Annotated in this window: 16 protein-coding genes; 8 read left to right on the forward strand and 8 right to left on the reverse strand. The window is 70.2% G+C overall.

Annotated elements, in window-relative coordinates:
• Position 1: 1 nt before the first annotated feature.
• The 4 genes from FCN18_RS20960 to FCN18_RS20975 are packed head-to-tail and all read right to left on the reverse strand — an operon-like array spanning position 2 to position 4,904.
• Positions 2–1,366 carry an FGGY-family carbohydrate kinase gene (locus FCN18_RS20960; protein WP_137095906.1) on the reverse strand — a complete coding sequence of 455 codons (1,365 nt, stop codon included), beginning with the start codon at positions 1,364–1,366 and terminating at the stop codon, positions 2–4.
• A complete protein-coding gene (locus FCN18_RS20965; RefSeq protein WP_113641219.1) occupies positions 1,366–2,811 on the reverse strand; it encodes an FAD-binding oxidoreductase in 1,446 nt (481 codons plus the stop codon). Before FCN18_RS20965 ends, FCN18_RS20960 begins: the two co-directional genes overlap by 1 nt.
• A 29-nt stretch (positions 2,812–2,840) precedes the next feature.
• A complete protein-coding gene (locus FCN18_RS20970) occupies positions 2,841–3,617 on the reverse strand; it encodes an SDR family oxidoreductase (protein ID WP_112273029.1) in 777 nt (258 codons plus the stop codon).
• A 27-nt stretch (positions 3,618–3,644) separates the two neighbouring features.
• Positions 3,645–4,904, reverse strand: coding sequence for an MFS transporter (locus FCN18_RS20975; protein WP_158303146.1), 1,260 nt, complete (start codon positions 4,902–4,904; stop codon positions 3,645–3,647).
• A gap of 271 nt (positions 4,905–5,175) precedes the next feature.
• Between FCN18_RS20975 and FCN18_RS20980 the strand changes: the two genes are divergently transcribed.
• Complete coding sequence (locus tag FCN18_RS20980) at positions 5,176–5,781, forward strand: DUF305 domain-containing protein (protein WP_137095908.1); 606 nt, start codon at positions 5,176–5,178, stop codon at positions 5,779–5,781.
• Between the two features lie 4 nt (positions 5,782–5,785).
• On the opposite strand, the gene FCN18_RS39130 is transcribed toward FCN18_RS20980, so the two are convergent.
• From FCN18_RS39130 to FCN18_RS20995, 4 genes are all read right to left on the reverse strand, one after another.
• The gene (locus tag FCN18_RS39130) at positions 5,786–5,932 is read right to left on the reverse strand and encodes a hypothetical protein (RefSeq protein ID WP_158303147.1); all 147 of its coding nucleotides are present in this window, start codon (positions 5,930–5,932) and stop codon (positions 5,786–5,788) included.
• Positions 5,933–6,066: 134 nt separating this feature from the next.
• Positions 6,067–7,350, reverse strand: a complete 1,284-nt coding sequence (locus tag FCN18_RS20985) for an SLC13 family permease (RefSeq protein WP_137095909.1) — start codon at positions 7,348–7,350, stop codon at positions 6,067–6,069.
• A gap of 3 nt (positions 7,351–7,353) precedes the next feature.
• Positions 7,354–8,661, reverse strand: a complete 1,308-nt coding sequence (gene dctA, locus FCN18_RS20990; RefSeq protein WP_112273037.1) for a C4-dicarboxylate transporter DctA — start codon at positions 8,659–8,661, stop codon at positions 7,354–7,356.
• Between the two features lie 124 nt (positions 8,662–8,785).
• A complete protein-coding gene (locus tag FCN18_RS20995; RefSeq protein ID WP_228714061.1) occupies positions 8,786–9,538 on the reverse strand; it encodes a FadR/GntR family transcriptional regulator in 753 nt (250 codons plus the stop codon).
• A 142-nt stretch (positions 9,539–9,680) separates the two neighbouring features.
• On the opposite strand from FCN18_RS20995, the gene FCN18_RS21000 reads away from it, so the two are divergent.
• The 7 genes from FCN18_RS21000 (at position 9,681) to FCN18_RS21030 (ending at position 17,032) form a co-directional block, all read left to right on the forward strand.
• Complete coding sequence (locus FCN18_RS21000; protein ID WP_112273039.1) at positions 9,681–9,989, forward strand: UxaA family hydrolase; 309 nt, start codon at positions 9,681–9,683, stop codon at positions 9,987–9,989.
• Positions 9,968–11,131 carry a UxaA family hydrolase gene (locus FCN18_RS21005; RefSeq protein ID WP_137095910.1) on the forward strand — a complete coding sequence of 388 codons (1,164 nt, stop codon included), beginning with the start codon at positions 9,968–9,970 and terminating at the stop codon, positions 11,129–11,131. Before FCN18_RS21000 ends, FCN18_RS21005 begins: the two co-directional genes overlap by 22 nt.
• An 83-nt stretch (positions 11,132–11,214) precedes the next feature.
• On the forward strand, positions 11,215–12,630 hold the full coding sequence (locus FCN18_RS21010) for an NAD-dependent succinate-semialdehyde dehydrogenase (RefSeq protein ID WP_206077954.1): 1,416 nt from the start codon (positions 11,215–11,217) through the stop codon (positions 12,628–12,630).
• Between the two features lie 53 nt (positions 12,631–12,683).
• On the forward strand, positions 12,684–14,153 hold the full coding sequence (locus tag FCN18_RS21015) for an MFS transporter (RefSeq protein ID WP_113641139.1): 1,470 nt from the start codon (positions 12,684–12,686) through the stop codon (positions 14,151–14,153).
• A complete protein-coding gene (locus tag FCN18_RS21020; RefSeq protein WP_112273047.1) occupies positions 14,153–15,049 on the forward strand; it encodes an NAD(P)-dependent oxidoreductase in 897 nt (298 codons plus the stop codon). Before FCN18_RS21015 ends, FCN18_RS21020 begins: the two co-directional genes overlap by 1 nt.
• Positions 15,042–16,013 (forward strand): hydroxyacid dehydrogenase, encoded by a 972-nt coding sequence (locus FCN18_RS21025; RefSeq protein ID WP_112273049.1) that lies wholly within the window; start codon positions 15,042–15,044, stop codon positions 16,011–16,013. The genes FCN18_RS21020 and FCN18_RS21025 overlap by 8 nt, the downstream gene beginning before the upstream one ends.
• Positions 16,010–17,032, forward strand: a complete 1,023-nt coding sequence (locus tag FCN18_RS21030) for an Ldh family oxidoreductase (RefSeq protein ID WP_137095912.1) — start codon at positions 16,010–16,012, stop codon at positions 17,030–17,032. The genes FCN18_RS21025 and FCN18_RS21030 overlap by 4 nt, the downstream gene beginning before the upstream one ends.
• Positions 17,033–17,041: the final 9 nt, after the last annotated feature.

The following is a 17,041-nucleotide window of genomic DNA, read 5'->3' on the forward strand; positions in this document are numbered from 1 at the left end:
CTCACTCCCCAGCCGAGGCCAGCCACGTGAACAGCGGATCGGTGTAGCCGGGCAGCTCCCGGTAGACCTCGGACAGCCGCCGGTAGCGTTCGTGGGTGGCCTGGTCGGGCCGGAACTCCGTGCCCGGCTTGACCATCGCCGCCACGGCCTCGTCGAAGTCGCCGAACAGGCCGAGCCCGACCCCGGCACAGATCGCCGAACCGAGCTCCGCCCCGCCCTGGGCGCGCCGCGCGGGCCGGTCGAAGGCGTCCGCCACGATCTGCATGAGCACGTCCGAACCGGCTCCGCCGCCGGACACCAGCACCTGCTCGAACTCCGTACCCAGCTCCCTGGCCATGGCGTTGCCGTTGCCGTGCAGGGTCAGCGCGATGGCCTCGAGCACGGCGCGGTACATGTGGAAAGGGCCCTGCCTGCCGTCGAACCCGAGGAAGGCGCCCCTGCGGAACGGCGCTTCGACCGGGGCCAGCCAGTCGAGCACCGCGACCAGCCCTTCGGACCCGGCCGGCACGCTCGCCGCGCCCGCGTTGAGCCATTCCTCGTCGCCGAGCAGGTCCCGCAGCCAGCTGACCGTCCACATGCCACGGCGGATTCCGTGGCTCTCGTACAGGTATTCACGCGGCCAGCACGCGAAGTTGGTCCAGAACGCCTTGGCGTCGTGGACGTTGTGTGAGCCGGTGGTCATGGCCGCGATGTAGGTGCCGAGTGACAGCAGCAACGTACGGTCGTCGCCGAGCCCCGCGCCGAGAGCTTCGACCGCCTTGTCGTTGGCGGTGGCGAACACCGGAAGCCCTTCCGGCAGTCCGGTGTGCGCGGCCGCCTCCGCCGTCACCGCGCCGAGCTTCTCGCCCGGGTACACCAGCTCGAACAGCATGTCTCGGGGTACGTCGGGATCGGCGACCCACGCCCAGGTGTCGGTGTCGATCGGCCACACACCCTGGTAGTTGGCCGCGGTGTCACGAAAACGGCCGGTCATCCGCGCGGTGATGTAACCCGACGAGGTGGTGACGTAGCGGACGTCGGGGTTCGTGTGCTCGTACGGCCGCGAGACGCGCTCGTCCATCCAGCTGAGCACCGGCTGGGCGAGTGTACCGTCGGCCCGCAGCATGGCCCGGCAGAAGCGAATCGTGCACAGCCCGACGCCGAGGAGCTCGCTCGGCTCGCCGTCGAACGCGTCCAGTGCCGCGCGCGTGGCCGCGCAGATCGAGTCCCAGAGGTCGTCGTCAGGGTGCTCGACAACGCCCGGCCGGGGCATGTCGTTGGGACGCAACGGAACACGAGCGCGGGCGTGCACGGTGCCGTGCTCGTCGAACACGGTGACCTTGGTGCTCTGCGAGCCGTTGTCGATGCCGAGCAGGTACCCCGCCATCACCGGTCTCCGACGGGGAAGATGGTGCCCGGGTTCATGATCCCGTTGGGATCGTAGACGTCCTTCAGCTTGCGCAGGATCGGGTATGCGCTACCGTGCTCCTGCTCGGTCCACGGCGCCCGGTACTTGCCGATGCCGTGGTGGTGCACCATCGAGCCACCGCGAGCCAGCGTCTCCTCGACGATGATCGCGTTGATCGGGATGTGGTACTTCGTGATCTCCTCTCGTGGTTCGCAGTTGATGCGGTAGTCGTACACGAAGTACATGTTCGTGCCCGTCTGGTAGCTGTGCGAGGAGTGCCCTCCGAGCATGGTGATGTCGTCGGCGTGCGGGTACTCCTTGGTGATCCGGGAGATCACGGCGTCGTAGATGTCGCCGATCACCGACCAGTTCGCGGAGACCTCCGTGGTGTAGCCGAGCCGCTGCTCGGCGAGCATGGCCTCCTGCTCGGCGCGGATCTTGTCCGGTCCCCAGTTCAGGTTGTCGAACCACTCGCGGATCAGCTCGGGATCGACCTTCTCGTGTTGGTACTTCCCGACGATCCGGTCGATCTCCGTGCTCGTCGCGTCGGCGAGTGGCGCCGGGCCCTCCGCCAGGAACACCGCGACGCACCTGCCGCCCGCGAAGTGCGAGAAGTGCTGTGCGGCGTCCTGCTCGGAGTAGACCCGCGCGACCGAGGGGCGGTAGCCGTTGGTCACCACCTCGCGCAGGATCTCGATGCCGGTGCGCACGTCGTCGAGCAGGTAGCCGTGGAAGCGGTTGTTCTCCGGCTGGTACCTGAACAGCTTCACCGTGACCTCGGTGACGAAGCACAGCGCGCCCTCGTTGCCGATCACGACGTGGCGGATGTCCGGGCCAGCGGCGCGGCGAGGCACGTTCTTGATCCGGCTGACGGTGCCGTCGGGGAACACCGCCTCAAGGCCCACCACCATGTCCTCGATCCCCCCGTAGAGCGTCGAGAACTGGCCGATGGACCGGGTCGCGACCAGCCCGCCCATTTGCGCGAGCGGCTTGGACTGCGGCGAGTGACCTGTGGTGAGCCCGAGTTCGCGCACGCGCTCCTCCAGCACCCGCAGCGGGACACCACACTGCGCGGTGGCCTGCATGTCGACCGGGTCGACGTCCACGATCTGGTCCATTTCGGACCCGTCCAGCACCACGGTGCGTTCGAAGCTGGTCTCCAGCCCTCCCTCGGTGCCCGTACGGCCGGTCCTGGGGACGATGTTCACGCCGTGGGCGTTCGCGAACGCCAGCACGGCCGCCACCTGCTCGGTACTGCCCGCTCGCACGATCGCGATCGGAAACGGGCCGTCGTAGATGCCGTGGACGGCGGTGTACTTCTTGAACCGGTCGACGCTGGCCTCGCGCAGCAGCCGCTCGTCGGTGTCGACCCGCTCGGGGCCCGCGATCTCGCGCAGCCGGTCGATGATGGCGGTCGTGTCCATGGTGTCGTGCGCTCCGTTCGAGTTCGGGTTCATCGGGTGAGGTAGCCGCCGTCGACGGTGAGGACGTGCCCGTTCACGTAGTCCGAGGCCCTGCTGGCCAGGAAGACCACCGCGCCCATCAGGTCGCCCAGCTCGCCCCACCGGCCCGCCGGGATGTGGTCGAGGACGCGCTGGTTGGTCACGGGGTTCGAGCGGGTCCGCTCGGTGATCGGCGTGGCGAAGTAGCCGGGGGCGATGGCGTTGCACTGGACGTTGTGGGCACCGAGCTCGTCGCAGTACGCCTTGGTGAATCCCACGATGCCGTGCTTGGTCGCCGCGTAGGCGGGCGAATGCTGCCCGCCGAGGAACGAGAACAGCGAGGCGATGTTGATGATCTTGCCGCGCTGCTGCTCCACCATGCGCCTGCCCGCGCGCCAGCCGAGCTCGAACGGCGCGGTCAGGTTCAGCGCCACCATCGGGTCCCACTGCTCGCGGCCGAACTCCGCCGCGGGAGCCAGGTTCGAGATGCCCGCGGAGTTGACGAGGATGTCGACCGAGCCCAGCGTGTCCACACAGGATGCCACGACGTGTTCGGGTGCGCCCGGCTCGGTGAGGTCGATCTTCACCGTCTCGAGCCGGGACCCAGCCTCCTCTACCATGCGCCGGGTCTCACCGCCGTCGTCGATGACGCTCGGCGCGAAGACGTTCGCACCCGCCTTGGCCAGCGCCACGGTGAACGCGCGACCGAGACCGGTGTTGCCGCCCGTGACGATGGCGTTGCGGCCGTGCAGTGAGAACAGCTCGAGGGAGAAGTCCTGGATGTCCAACGAGGAACCTTTCTTGGGCTACGGGGGTCAGGTCAGTGCGGTGGCGCTCGGCTGCGGTCCGGTGGCCCGTTCGCGGCGCTGCACCCACAGGGTCAGCGAGGTCAGCACGATGCCCAGCACGCCAGCGGCGGTGAGGAAGCCGAACAACATGCCGTAGCCGCCGTGCGGGGCGGTGCCCGCGGCCGGGTCCCCGATCCACCAGGCGACGAGTCCGGGAAGGAACGCGTCCGGCAGGTAGGCGAGTCCCGAGGCGAGACCGATCACGCCGCCACGCTGCTCGGCGGGGATGCGTGCTTCGGTGACGCTCGCCCAGTAAACCCCACGGCTGGCGAACACCGCGAACGACAGCACGAACATCAGCGTGATCGCGACCCACTGCAGCGCGGGTGTCGCCGGGAGTACGAGCAGCAGTGCGACGCACACCGTCGCGCCGGCGAACGCCAGGCGGAGGAACCGCGGCGTCGACCGGGTGAGCTTGTCGACGGCGACCCCGCCGATCGGGCCTGCCACGAACTGGAAGACGTAGGTCCGCACCACGCCGAGGACACCGACCAGCGCGGCCGTGACGCCGAAGTCGTGCTGCAGCAACGGGGAGAAGTAGCCGAGCGTGGTGTAGAAGCAGTACATCAGCATGATCGAGCCGCCGAGCAGCCACGTGTACTTGTTCCGTGCGGCCGCTGCCAGCTGCCGCAGCGAGAGGGCCGAACGCTCGCCATCGGGGGCGCGGTCGGCCTGGCCCCGCAGCGCGAACCAGATCAGCACCGCCAGCACCAGACACAGGACACCGTAGATCGCGATGAGGGCGAGCACGCCGACCGTGGGAGCGAGCAGGGTGCCGACCAGCAGGACGCCGACCGCGCTGATCACCGTCGAGGTGACCCCGCGGATCGCCTCCAGGAAACCGAAAAGCCTGCCCTGTTGTTCGGTGGAGCCGAACGAACCCACCGCCTTCACCAGCGCGGGCCAGTAGAGCGCCATTCCCGCGAACGCCATCGCGATGTGCGCGAGCAGTGTCGTGAGGTAGCCGGGCGAGACGGTCAGCGCCAGGTCGGCGATACCGGTGATCACCAGCGCCGCCACGATCAGCGCGCGTGGGGAGAACCGGTCGGCGAACCAGCCGCCGACGAAATACATCACGGCGGCGACCGCGCCGAACACGGACATGATCCCGCCGTATTCCTGCGCGGTGAGTCCGAGCGCCTGATAGGTCGGCTCCAGGAAGACGAACCTGATGTAGGCGACCTGGAAGATGATCCCACCGGACACACACAGCAAGAGGTAGCTCATCCACCTCCGCACACCGCTCAACGCAACCACCTCACCGTGGAATTCCGGGCACAAAAAAAGAGAACAGTATTCCCCGCGGGCGAAAGGGGTTACTGTTCTCTGAGTCTCTAGTAACGCGATATTCGGTTGTGATCGACCGCAACGTAACCAAGCCCGTCCCGCCGTGTCAAGTCCGCTGTGTGCCCGCCGAGGCGTGGTGTACGGTTCCGTGCGCCCGAGCCGGTGCCACCCAGGCTCCGCCATCGAGACGCGACCAGGAGGAACGGAACTGATGCGCGAGCGACTCCTTGGCATCTGCTCCGCTGGCGTGCTGTTGCTCACCACCGCCTGCGACGGCAGCGAGGAGGGCGCGGCGCCCGCCGAGCGCCCGAGCCGGCCCTCGGCGACGCAGACCAGCGCCGGTGCGACCGGGGCCACGCAGGACCACAACCGGAGCGATCTGGAGTTCGCCAGGGAGATGGTGGCGCATCACGCGCAGGCCGAGGTGGTCGCCGAACTCGCGCTCGAGCGTGCCTCCGATCCGGAGGTGAAGGATCTCGCGGAGCGGATCAAAGCGGCCCAGAGCCCCGAGAAGAAGCAGATCATGGATCTGCTTCTGATGTGGGGCGAGGACGTGGAAGTGACCGGCAGCGGTGGCGGGCACGACCATTCGCACCTGATGAGCGAGGAAGCGTTCCAGCAACTGCACCAGGCGAGGAGCGCGGAGTTCGACGAGCTGTGGCTGCGGTCGATGATCGAGCACCACGAGAACGCCGTCGAGCTGGCCGAGGCACAGCTCAGGGATGGCAGCGACTCGCTGGCGAAGCTCTTCGCCCAGACCATCGTCGACCGGCAACGCGCCGAGGTCACGGAGATGACGGCCCTGCTGCAGCGGTGACGCCTCAGCCCGCGGCGGCCAGCACCTCGCCGATCTCGCGACCGGCCTGCCTCAGCGCGCTCAGGGCCTCCACCGAGCCGTTGCGCGCCAGCGTCGCGCGACGTCCACTCCCGACTCGACGGCGAAGCCGCGAGGCCTGGGGCCGCCTCACTGGGGGAGCCGCGAGCACGTCGTCACCGCCGAAACGCGCCTCGGTGGTCCCTTTCGACTGCGAGGGCGACCATTTCGGGCCGTCGCGACGAACCCGCGTGAATGGGAACGAGTCGCCACCGCGCCTCACCTGCCTCACGACGTCGGCAGCACGAACGCCAGGCAGGTCACGACCGGGGCGATCACGATGAGCGAGAAGCCCCAGCGCAGCAGCTGCCGGAAGACGCGGTCGCGTTGGGGCGCGGGCGTGTTGGCCACGACGAGCGCCCCGGTGGACGACAGCGGACTCGCGTCCACGACCAGCGACGAGATCGCGAGCGCGGTGATCAACGCCGTGGCGCTGAGCGTGCTGTCGGCCAGCAACGGCACCGCCAGCGGGATGAGGGCGCCCAGCATGCCGATCGTCGAGGCGAAGGCCGAGCCGAGCGCGCCGATGCCGCAGATGATCAGCGCGCCCAGTATCGGCGCACCGACGGCGGCGACCCCGCGGCCGAGGTAGTCGAGCGTGCCGAGTGACTGCAGCAGGTTGACGTAGGTCAGTGTGCCGCACACGAGCAACACGGTCGGCCACGCGACCTGGTGCACGGCCTGCCTGCCCACCGACGGCCGCGCGACCGACAGTGCCACGGCGACCGTCATCGCCAGCACGCCGATGTTCACCTCGAACGCTAGCGCGCCGACGGCGAGCACGACCAGGCCGACGAGGGTGGCCACGCGGTGCCGGTCCAGGTCGGCTTCGGCTTCGGGTTCGTCCGGGGACTCGGCCACCGCCACGCCACCACCGACGCGTTCCGGCACCGCGGTCCTCACCCCGACGAGCCGCAGCCCGCCGAAGAGGACGAACCCGGCCACCCCGAGCGCCAGATTGAAGGCCAGCGATCCCGCGAAAAGCAGGACCGGATCGATCGCGAGGCCGTTGCGCTCGACGACGGCGTTGCTGAGGCTGCCGAGCACACTGCTCGGTGCGAGGCCACCGGCCGCGCCTCCGTTGACGACCATCAGCCCCATCAGCAACGGCTTGATGTCGTAGCGGCGCGCGAACTCCAGCGCCACGGGCGCGAGCACGGCGATCACGGCGACCAGCGGCGCCCCCGCCATGGCCAGCAGCCCGGTCACCACGAACATCACCCACGGCACGAGCACGAGCCGTCCCCGGACCATCCGCACTCCCGCGGAGGTGAGCCACGTGATCGTGCCGTTGTCGCGGGCGATGGCGAACAGGTACGTGACACCGACCAGGGTGAGGAACAGCTCGCTGGGAAATCCCTCGGTGATCACCTCGTCCACCGGGACACCGGCGACGAGGGTGCCGACCGCGAACGCGGCGACGAACGCCACCGACCCCATGTTGACGTCGAGCGCGGTGGTGATCGCGAAGACCACCAGCAGACCGATCAGCGCGACGAGTTCGATGGGCATCGCTCAAACCTCCCTTGGCTGGGCGCCCGACAGCACGGACCGGGCCTGCTGGACGTCGAAGTCGCGCTCCCACCGGGAGACCACGATGGTCGCCGCGAGGTTGCCGACCAGGTTGGTCAGGGCACGCGCCTCGTTCATGAAGCGGTCGATGCCGATGATCAGTGCGATGCCGGCCACCGGGATGGTGTGCACCGCGGAGAGCGTCGCCGCGAGCACCGCGAGCGCGGCGCCCGTCACCCCCGCGCCGCCCTTCGCCGAGATCACCAGCACGCCGAGCAGCAGGATCTGGTCGCCCAGCGAGAGGTCGATGTCCAGGGCCTGCGCGATGAACAGCGAGGTCATGGTCAGGTAGATCGCGGCGCCGTCGAGGTTGAACGAGTACCCGGACGGGATGGTCAGGTTGACCACCGACCGCCCGCAACCCATGCGCCGCAGCTTCTCCATCGACTGCGGCAGCACGGTTTCCGTGGACGTCGTCGCGAGCACCACGAGCAGCTCCTGCCGGAAGTAGCGCAGCAGCCGCCACAGCGACACCCCGCAGAGCCGCAGCACCAGGGCGAGCACGCCGAACACGAACAGCACGCAGGTCACGTAGAAGCAGGCCATGAGCGCGCCGAGCCTGCCCAGCGTCTCGGCCCCGTACTTGCCGGTGGTGAACGCGACCGCGCCGAACGCGCCGACGGGCGCGAAGTACATCACCACGCGCAGGATCGTGAAGAAGACGTGCTGCAGGGACTCCAGCCCGGTGCGCAGCGTCGCGCCGCGCTCGCCGAGCAGGGTGAGCGCGACGCCGAACAGGATCGCGAACACCAGTACCTGCAGGATGTTGCCGTCGGCGAAGGCGCCGACGACGCTGTCCGGCACAACGCTCTCCAGCAGGCCGCCCATCCCACTCGGCGTCTCGTCGGTCGCGGGGATCTCCTGCCCGCTCAGCGTCGCCGGGTCGATGTTCAGGCCGGCGCCCGGCTGGAAGACGTCGGCCACCACCAGCCCGAGCGTCAGCGCGAGCAGTGTCATGCACTGGAAGTAGACGAGCGCCTTGACCCCGACCCTGCCCACCTTGCGCAGGCTGGTCGCCGAGGAGATGCCCAGCACCACCGTGACGAACACGATGGGCGTGATGATCATCTTGATCAGGCTGATGAAGATGTCGCCAGCCGGTTTGAACGCCTCGCCGACGCCCGGCGCCACCAGCCCGAGCAGCGCGCCGGCGAGCACCGCGACGAGAACCCAGAAGTACAGCTGGCGGGACACGGTTCGCCAGCGCGAGCGAAGCCCCGAGCTTGCGGAACCCCGTTGTACCGCGGTCATCCGATCCTCCCTCGTGGTAAGAGGTCGTACCACTGAGGGTTGTACCCTGCCGAGCTCGGCGGTGACAAGCCTCACTCAGCCGGGTCGGTCGCCCGCGCGCTGCCTGAAGTGCGAAAACGAGGAACTAATTCTCGCGAACAGTCCTTTGTGGATCCATCTTCTCGTCGTGCAGCCTGGACATGGCCGCCTTGCGCGCGCCGTTGATGTGCGCCTTCACCGCACGCCGTGCCGCGGCCTGATCACCAGCCAGCAGCGCGTCGAGGATGCGGCGGTGGTCGACCCTGGACTTCTCCAGCCGGCCAGGTACTCGCAGCGTCGTCTCCATACCGCGGGCCAGGATCTCCTGCAGCACCGTGAGCGTCCGCATCATGAACCGGTTGCCCGCCGCCTCGACGATGCGCATGTGGAACGCGGCGTCGAGCTCCTGCAGCTTGCCCCAGTCGACCGGGTCCTCGCGGGTCGCGGCGTCGAGTCGCTCGTAGGTCTCCCTGACCGCGGCGAGCTTCTCGGCGTCGCCGTTGCTCGCCGCCCACGCGGCCGCGGGAAGTTCCAGCACCTCCCGCATGTCGAACAGCTCGGCGAGGCTCATCTCCTCGGTGAGCATCGCCTGGCGCAGCGTCCGCGTGGTCGCGGGGTCGGCCACGAAGACGCCTGCCCCGTGCCGGACCTCCACGTGCCCCTGCGCCTTGAGCGAGCGCAGGGCCTCGCGCAGCGACGGCCTGCTGACGCCGAGCAACGCGGCCAGCTCCCGCTCCGGCGGCAGCCGGTCACCCGGACGCAGCCGCTCATCGGCGATGACCTCGAGAATCTGCCCGGAGATCCGGTCCGACACCATGCCCCGGTCCAACGGCGTCCACATCTTCGCGTCAGTGCCCACGACCAGCTCCCCACAAGTGACCTCTTTGGTAAGACCACTTTACCTCTGTTGCGATCCAGGCGCGAAGACCCCCTTGTCCGGCACGCTTCGCCGGGTTACCGTCGTCCGGGAAAATGGTAAGACCTCTAGCCAAGGGAGAGACATGGCGCAGGCAACCGGCTTGCCGGGCTATCTCGCCCACCACGACGGAGACCTGGTGGCGGTCGCGGTACGCGACCTGGAGCCGGGTCCGGTCGAGGGCGGATACCTTCGCGGTCCGGAGAACGTGACGATCGAACTGCTCGAACCGGTGCCGCTGGGGCACAAACTGGCGCTCACGGACATCGCCGAGGGCCAGGACGTGATCGAGTACGGACAGCGGGTCGGCATCGCGACCGCCGACATCCCCAAGGGCGGATACGTCCATGTGCACAACGTGAGGAGCGCGCGGTGGCAGAACAGCGTGGCCTGACCGGGTTCCGCCGGGAGAACGGCGCGGTCGGCATCCGTAACCACACCATCATCCTGCCCGTCGACGACCTGTCGAACGCCGCCGCCGAGGCGGTCGCCGCCGTCGTGCCCGGCACGCTCGCGCTGCCGCACGCCTACGGCAGGCTGCAGTTCGGCCCCGACCTCGACCTGACCTTCCGCACGCTCATCGGCACCGGGTGCAACCCCAACGTCGCCTCTGTCGTGGTGATCGGGATCGAGCCGAACTGGACGGACAAGGTCGCCGACGGCATCGCCAAGACCGGCAAGAAGGTGCGGGCGTTCTCCATCGAACGCCACGGGGACCTCCGCACGATCGAGAGCGCCGCGCGCGCGGCGGCGGAGTTCCTGCGCGACGACTCCGAGAAGCGGCGCGAAGCCGTGCAGCGGCACGAGGTGATGCTGTCGATCAAGTGCGGCGAGTCCGACACCACCAGCGGCCTCGGCTCGTGCCCGACGACGTCCGAGGCCGTGGACCGCTGGGTGGATGCGGGCGGCACGGTGCTGTTCGGCGAGACCAGCGAGCTCACCGGGGGCGAGCACCTGATCGCGCAGCGCTGCGTCAACGACTCGGTGCGTGCCCGCTTCCAGGAGATCTACGACAACTACATCGAGATGATCGAGCGCACCGGGGCGAACCTGCTCGGCTCGCAGCCGACACAGGGCAACATCCGCGGTGGCCTGTCGACCATCGAGGAGAAGGCGATGGGCAACATCGCCAAGACCGGCAGCAAGCCGGTGGTCGGCGCGCTCGACTCGGCCGAGGCTCCGGCCTCCGGGCCCGGTCTGTACTTCATGGACACCTCGTCGGCCGCCGCCGAGTGCGTGACGCTCATGGCCGCCGCGGGCGCGGTGATCCACCTGTTCCCGACCGGACAGGGCAACGTGATCGGCAACCCGATCGAGCCGGTGGTCAAGCTCAGCGCCAACCCGCTCACCACCGAGACGATGTCGGAGCACATCGATCTGGACTGCTCGGGACTGCTGCGCCAGGAGTACGACCTCACCTCGGCGGGTGACCAGCTGATGGAGGTCATCGACCGCACGATCAACGGCAGGCTCACGTGCGCAGAGTCGCTCGGCCACCGCGAGTTCGTGCTCACCAGGCTCTACCCCAGCGCCTGAGCGAAACCACCGCGGTCGCCGGGCCCGCCCGGCCCGGCGACCCGGTTTCCCCAACCGTCTCGAGAGGACAGACGATGCCACAGGTGGCCTCGACACTCATCGCCGGCGAATGGCACACGGCGGGAACGCCACGGGAGATCCGCAATCCCGTGGACGGCTCCGTGGTCGGCACGGTCGACTACGCCGGACCCGAGCAGGCACGCGCCGCGGCGGACGCGGCGGCCACGGCGTTCGGCGCGTGGTCGCACACCCCCGCCCGCGCCCGCGCCGACCTGCTGCTGCGCGCCGCCGAGCTGATCACCCGCCGCGCCGAGGAGATCGGCACCCTGCTCGCCGCGGAGGCGGGCAAGAGAGCCCCGGAGGCGATCGGCGAACTGCGCTTCTCCGCCGAGTACTTCCGCTGGTTCGCCGAGCAGTGCCGCCGCCCCAGCGGCGAGGTGCGCCCGCACGAGGCCCCCGACCGCAGGCACCTGACCATCCGCAGGCCCGCGGGCGTGGTCGCGAGCCTGACGCCGTGGAACTTCCCGTGCTCGATCCAGGCGCGCAAGCTGGCGCCCGCGCTGGCCGCCGGCTGCACCGTGGTGGCCAGGGTCTCGGAGAAGGCGCCCCTCGCCGCCACGGAGCTGGTGCGCTGCCTGACCGAGGCGGGCCTTCCCGACGGCGTGGTCAACCTCGTGCACGGCCCTTCGGCCGCGATCACCGATGCCTACCTCGGCCACCCCGAGGTGCGGGTCGTGTCGTTCACCGGTTCCACCGGCGTGGGCCGGTCGATCATGGCGAAGGCATCCGAGCGCGTCGTCCGTCCCCTGCTGGAACTCGGGGGCAACGCACCGTTCATCGTGTTCCCCGACGCCGACCTCGACGCCGCCGTGGAGGGCGCGCTGCTCGCCAAGTTCCGCAACACCGGCCAGTCGTGCATCGGGGCCAACCGCTTCTACGTGCACACGGACGTGCACCAGGAGTTCACCACCCGCTTCGCCGAGGCAGTCGACGCGATGTCGATCGGCGACGGCCTCGCCAACCCCGTCCCGGACCTGGGCCCGTGCATCGACGACGCCCGCGTGGCCGCCGTGACCGGCATGGTCGACCAGGCACTCGCCGCGGGCGCCAAGCTGGTCACCAGGGAACGGCGGCCGCCGTCGGGCTCGTTCGCCGCGCCCGCCCTGCTCGTGGACGTGCCGAGGGACACCGCGCTCGCGCGCGAGGAGGTCTTCGGCCCCGCCGCGGGGATCTTCTCCTTCCGCGACGAGGACGAGGTGGTGGCCGAGGCCAACGGCACCGAGATGGGGCTGGCCGCCTACGTCTACACCCGCGACTCCTCCCGCACGTGGAGGATGGCCGAGCAGCTCGACGCCGGGATCCTCGGCATCAACAACGCACTGCCCAGTGTCGCCTTCGCCCCGATGGGCGGCAGCAAGCAGTCCGGGCTCGGCCGCGAGGGAGCCGAGCTTGGACTGGAGGAGTTCGAGGAGACCAGGTACCTGTCTCTGGGCATCTGACCCACCGTCCACCACCTCCGGTGCCGACGCCGCCACACGAGAGGACCGCCGTCATGGCAGAGCTGCCGGGCACCCGGCCCGTCATCCGCTCACAACAAGACGTCAACGATCTGATCAACTCAGGCCGCGCGAAGGGAGGGAAGTCCGGCGCGATCACGTTCATCGCGCTCGGCGGCATCTTCATCGACGCCTACGACTTCTCCTCCATCGCGTTCGGACTCAAGGACATCACCGAAAGCTTCCAGCTCACCGCCTTCGAGGAGGGCGCGGTCGCCGCCTCCATCATGATCGGCGCGCTGCTGGGAGCGCTGGTCGGCGGCTACCTCGTCGACCGGCTCGGCCGCTACAAGCTGTTCATGGCCGACATGCTCTTCTTCGTGGTCGCCGCGATCGCGTGCGCGATCGCGCCGAACTTCGAGACGCTCACCGGCGCCAGACTGCTGATGGGCATCGGCATCGGCATCGACTTCCCGGTGGCGCTCGCGTTCATCGCGGAGTTCAACGCCTTGCGCGGCAAGGGAAGCAAGGTATCGCTGTGGCAGCCGATGTGGTACCTCGCCACCGGATCGGCCTTCCTGGTGCTGTTGCCGCTGTACTTCCTCATCCCCGAGGACGCCCACGACAACCTGTGGCGCTGGGCCGTCGGGTTCGGCGCGGTGCCGGCGCTGGCCGTGATGCTGGTGCGGCACAAGTACATGGACGAGTCCCCGAGCTGGGCCGCCAGTCAGGGAGACCTGCACCGCGCCGCCGGAATCCTGCGCCGGTCCTATGGGATCGAGGTCGACGTCGAGCAACCACCGGAGCAGGCCGCGAAGGAACGCCGGGGGCTTGGCGACGTCCTTGGCGAGTTCGGCAGGTTGTTCACTCCCCGCTACCGGGCCCGCACGATACTGGCCGCCACGGTCAGCTTCTGCCAGTCGATCCAGTACTACGCGGTCGGCTTCGCGCTGCCCGTGATCATCTCCGGATTCCTGCAGCAGGACCGGCTCACCTCGATCATCGGTCCGCTGGTGTTCAACCTCGTGTTCGGCGTGCTCGGCGGCCTGCTGGGCGTGCGGCTGGCGAACCGGCTCGGCTCGTGGAAGCTCTCGGCCAGCGGTTTCGCGATCTGCCTGGTGGCACTCGTCTGCCTCGGCCTGCTCGGCACACCCGAGGGCACCTGGCCGCTCGCGCTGTCCGGCCTGTTGCTCGGCGTGTTCGTGTTCTTCCACTCCTACGGGCCGGGCGCACAGGGCATGACGATGGCCACCCTGAGCTATCCGACGTCGTTGCGCGGGGTGGGCGGCGGTTTCGGCCAGGCCGTCCTGCGGGTCGGCTCGATGCTGTCGCTGCTGTGGTTTCCCACGCTCAGCGCCTCGCTTGGCACCGGGGTGTACTTCGCCGTCGCGGCGGCCCCCGTACTCGGCCTCATCGTGCTGGCCCTCATCCGGTGGGAGCCCGTCGGCGTCGACGTCGACGCCGAGGACGCCGCTGAATCCGGCCACCCTCCCGCACCCAACCATCTGATCGGCAAGGAGAAGTGATGTTCGGAAAGCTCGGTTTCATCGGCGCGGGCAAGATGGGAGGGGCCGTCGCCCGCAGGCTCGCCACGGGCGGATACGAGGTGCATGTCCACGACCTCGACCCGGCCGCCGTGCGGCGCTGCGTGGATGCCGGGGCGGTGGCCGCCGGGTCGGCCTCGGCGGCCGTGAAGGACGCCGAGGTGGTGTTCACCAGCCTGCCGATGCCCGAGCACGTGCTCACCACGTGGTCCCGGCTCGCCCCCGAGCTCGCCGAAGGCGCGATCGCCGTGGACGTCTCCACCATCGACCCGGGAACCGTCGATCGGGCGGCCGCGGCGGTGGGCGAGTACGGCCACCCGTTCGTCACCTGCGCGCTCGGCAAGACGCCCGCCGCTGCGGAGAACGGCGCGATCCCGCTGTTCGTCGGCGGGCCGGGCGAGGCCGTGTCCGCGCTGCGCCCGCTGTTCGGGCGCATCGGCGAAACGACCCACGAGTTCGAGAGCGCGGGCGCCGCCGCGATGTTCAAGCTCATCTCGAACCTCATCGGGATGACCAACGTCGCCGTGCTCGCCGAGGGCTACGTGCTCGCCAGGGCAGCCGGGATCACGCCGGAGCAGTTCAGCGCCGCGCTCGCCGACACGGGCGCCAGCTCGTTCCAGTCGCAGGTGCGGCTGCCGTGGCTGGTCGCGGGTGACTACGAGGCACGGTTCGGCGTGGAGCTGGCCGCGAAGGACGTGCGGCTCGCCCTCGATGCCGGCGCGCGGCAGGGCATCGCCTCCCCCGTGGCCGCACAGGGCCTCGCGCAGCTCCTCTCCGCGATCGCGCACGGGCACGGCGGGGAGGACGCGGTGGCGGTGGCGAAGGTGCTCGACCCTCGCGGCAGGCTGCTGGGCTCGGGGGAGACGGCCGATGAGTGAGCCGATCGACGTACTGGTGAGCGAGGACGTCTGGGGAGCCGCCTTCGAGGAGCTGGCCACGCGCTACCGGGTGGTGCGGGAGGCGGGGTACTGGAACGACCCCGCGCTGCTGACGGACGCGGTGCGGCGCAGCAGGGCGCTCGTGGTCCGCAACCGGACCCGGGTGGACCGGGCGCTGCTCACCGCGGGAGAGCGGCTGACCGTCGTCGCGCGCGCCGGGGTGGGCCTCGACAACATCGACCTGCCCGCCGCCGACGCGGCGGGCGTGGTGGTGACGGCACCGCTCGGCGCGAACGCGGTCAGCGTCGCCGAGCACACGATCGGCCTGGCGTTGAGCCTCGCTCGGGGCACCGTGCGGCTCGACGCCGAGTGCCGGGCGGGCGGGTGGAACCGTGCGCCCGGACGCGAGCTGCGCGGCGGCACGTGGGGTCTGCTCGGCTGCGGTGCCACGGCGAGGGCCTGCGGTGAGCTGGCCGGTGCGCTGGGCATGCGCGTGCTCGCCCACGACCCGTTCATCGACCCCGCTCATCCGGAACTGGCCCGCGCCGGGATCGAGCTGGCCCCGCTGGAGGAGGTCGTGGCCGGGGCCGACGTGCTCTCCTGCCACCTGCCCGCCACCCCGGACACCACCGGGCTGGTGAACGCCGGGCTGCTGGCCCTGATGCGGCCGTCGGCCCTGTTCGTCAACGTCGGGCGCGGTGAGGTGGTGGACGAGGACGCGCTCGCCGACGCGCTGGAGTCCGGCGCGCTCGGCGGGGCGGCGCTCGACGTGCGCGCGGGCGAACCGCCGGAGCCGGGGAGGCTGGAGAAGCTGGACAACGTGGTGCTCACGCCGCACATCGCGGGCATCACCGCCGAGAGCCAGGCGCGCATCGCGCGCAATCTCGCACAGGACATCGACGCGGTGCTCAGCGGGGGGCGGGCGAGATCCGCGGTGGGGGCGGCGAAGGAGGCACGGTCGTGACCGGGACGGTGGAGTCGGCCGAGGCACTGGCGAGCGCCTTGCTCACGGCGGCGGGCATGGATCCCGGGAAGGCGCGGACGTCCGCGCGCTGCATCGTGATGGCCGACGTGTGGGGCATCGGCTCGCACGGCCTCATGCGGCTGCCGTACTACCTGCAGCGCATGGCGGCGGGCGGGTATCCCCCTGACGCCGGGCTGCGGGTCGTGGACGACACCGGGCCGGTCGTGTCGGCCACCGGTGGCGGCGGGCTCGGGCACTGGCAGCTCTGGGAGGCGGCCGAGCTCGCCGTGTCCCGGTGCGGGCGGTACGGCATCGGCGCGGTCGCCGTCGCCGACTCCGGGCACTGCGGCGCACTGGGGCTATACACGGTTCCCGGGCTCCGCGAGGGCATGCTGACCCTCGCGTTCTCCAACGGGCCCGCCGTGATGCCGCCGTGGGGCGGGGCCAAGCCGTTGCTGTCCACGTCGCCGCTGGCCGCGGGGATCCCTGCCCGGCCCCGGCCCGCGATCATCGACATGGCCACGAGCGCGGTTGCCCGCGGCAAGATCGCGGCACACGCGCGCAGCGGCACGCAGCTGCCCGACGGGTGGGCGCTCGCGGCGGACGGCACGCCGACGACCGACCCGAGGGAGGCGTTGCACGGCATGCTCTCCCCGCTGGGCGGGGCGAAGGGCTTCGCGCTGGCGCTGCTGGTGGAGTCGCTGGCGGGCGGGCTGGCAGGCCCCAACCTGTCCGCGGACGTGCCCGACATGTTCACCGAGTCCGACGCCCCGAACCCACAGCGCATCGGACACGTCCTGCTCACGCTCGACCCGGCCCGCTTCGCCGGCGACACCACCGCGGCGGCGAAGCGGCTCGACCGGCTGGCGGCGTCGGTCGAGGACGCGGGCGGCAGGCTTCCCGGCCGCGACCGGGTACTGCCCGAGGACGTCGACCCGCGCACCCCGCTGAAGGTCGACGAGGGGACCGTGCGGGAACTGCGGGGATGGGCGGAGCGGCTCGGCGTGCCGCCGGAGTGATCGGGGGCC

Origin of the sequence: Prauserella endophytica, assembly GCF_005146945.1 — a bacterium.
In the GTDB taxonomy this organism is placed as follows: domain Bacteria; phylum Actinomycetota; class Actinomycetes; order Mycobacteriales; family Pseudonocardiaceae; genus Prauserella_A; species Prauserella_A endophytica.

Bases quoted from the DNA above. Each gene is read 5' to 3' on its own strand.
- FCN18_RS20985 (WP_137095909.1), bottom strand. From the start codon at position 7,350: ATGCCCATCGAACTCGTCGCGCTGATCGGTCTGCTGGTGGTCTTCGCG.
- FCN18_RS20960 (WP_137095906.1), bottom strand. From the start codon at position 1,366: ATGGCGGGGTACCTGCTCGGCATCGACAACGGCTCGCAGAGCACCAAG.
- FCN18_RS21000 (WP_112273039.1), top strand. From the start codon at position 9,681: ATGGCGCAGGCAACCGGCTTGCCGGGCTATCTCGCCCACCACGACGGA.
- FCN18_RS21015 (WP_113641139.1), top strand. From the start codon at position 12,684: ATGGCAGAGCTGCCGGGCACCCGGCCCGTCATCCGCTCACAACAAGAC.
- FCN18_RS20975 (WP_158303146.1), bottom strand. From the start codon at position 4,904: ATGAGCTACCTCTTGCTGTGTGTGTCCGGTGGGATCATCTTCCAGGTC.
- FCN18_RS20965 (WP_113641219.1), bottom strand. From the start codon at position 2,811: ATGGACACGACCGCCATCATCGACCGGCTGCGCGAGATCGCGGGCCCC.
- dctA (WP_112273037.1), bottom strand. From the start codon at position 8,661: ATGACCGCGGTACAACGGGGTTCCGCAAGCTCGGGGCTTCGCTCGCGC.
- FCN18_RS21025 (WP_112273049.1), top strand. From the start codon at position 15,042: ATGAGTGAGCCGATCGACGTACTGGTGAGCGAGGACGTCTGGGGAGCC.
- FCN18_RS20980 (WP_137095908.1), top strand. From the start codon at position 5,176: ATGCGCGAGCGACTCCTTGGCATCTGCTCCGCTGGCGTGCTGTTGCTC.
- FCN18_RS21020 (WP_112273047.1), top strand. From the start codon at position 14,153: ATGTTCGGAAAGCTCGGTTTCATCGGCGCGGGCAAGATGGGAGGGGCC.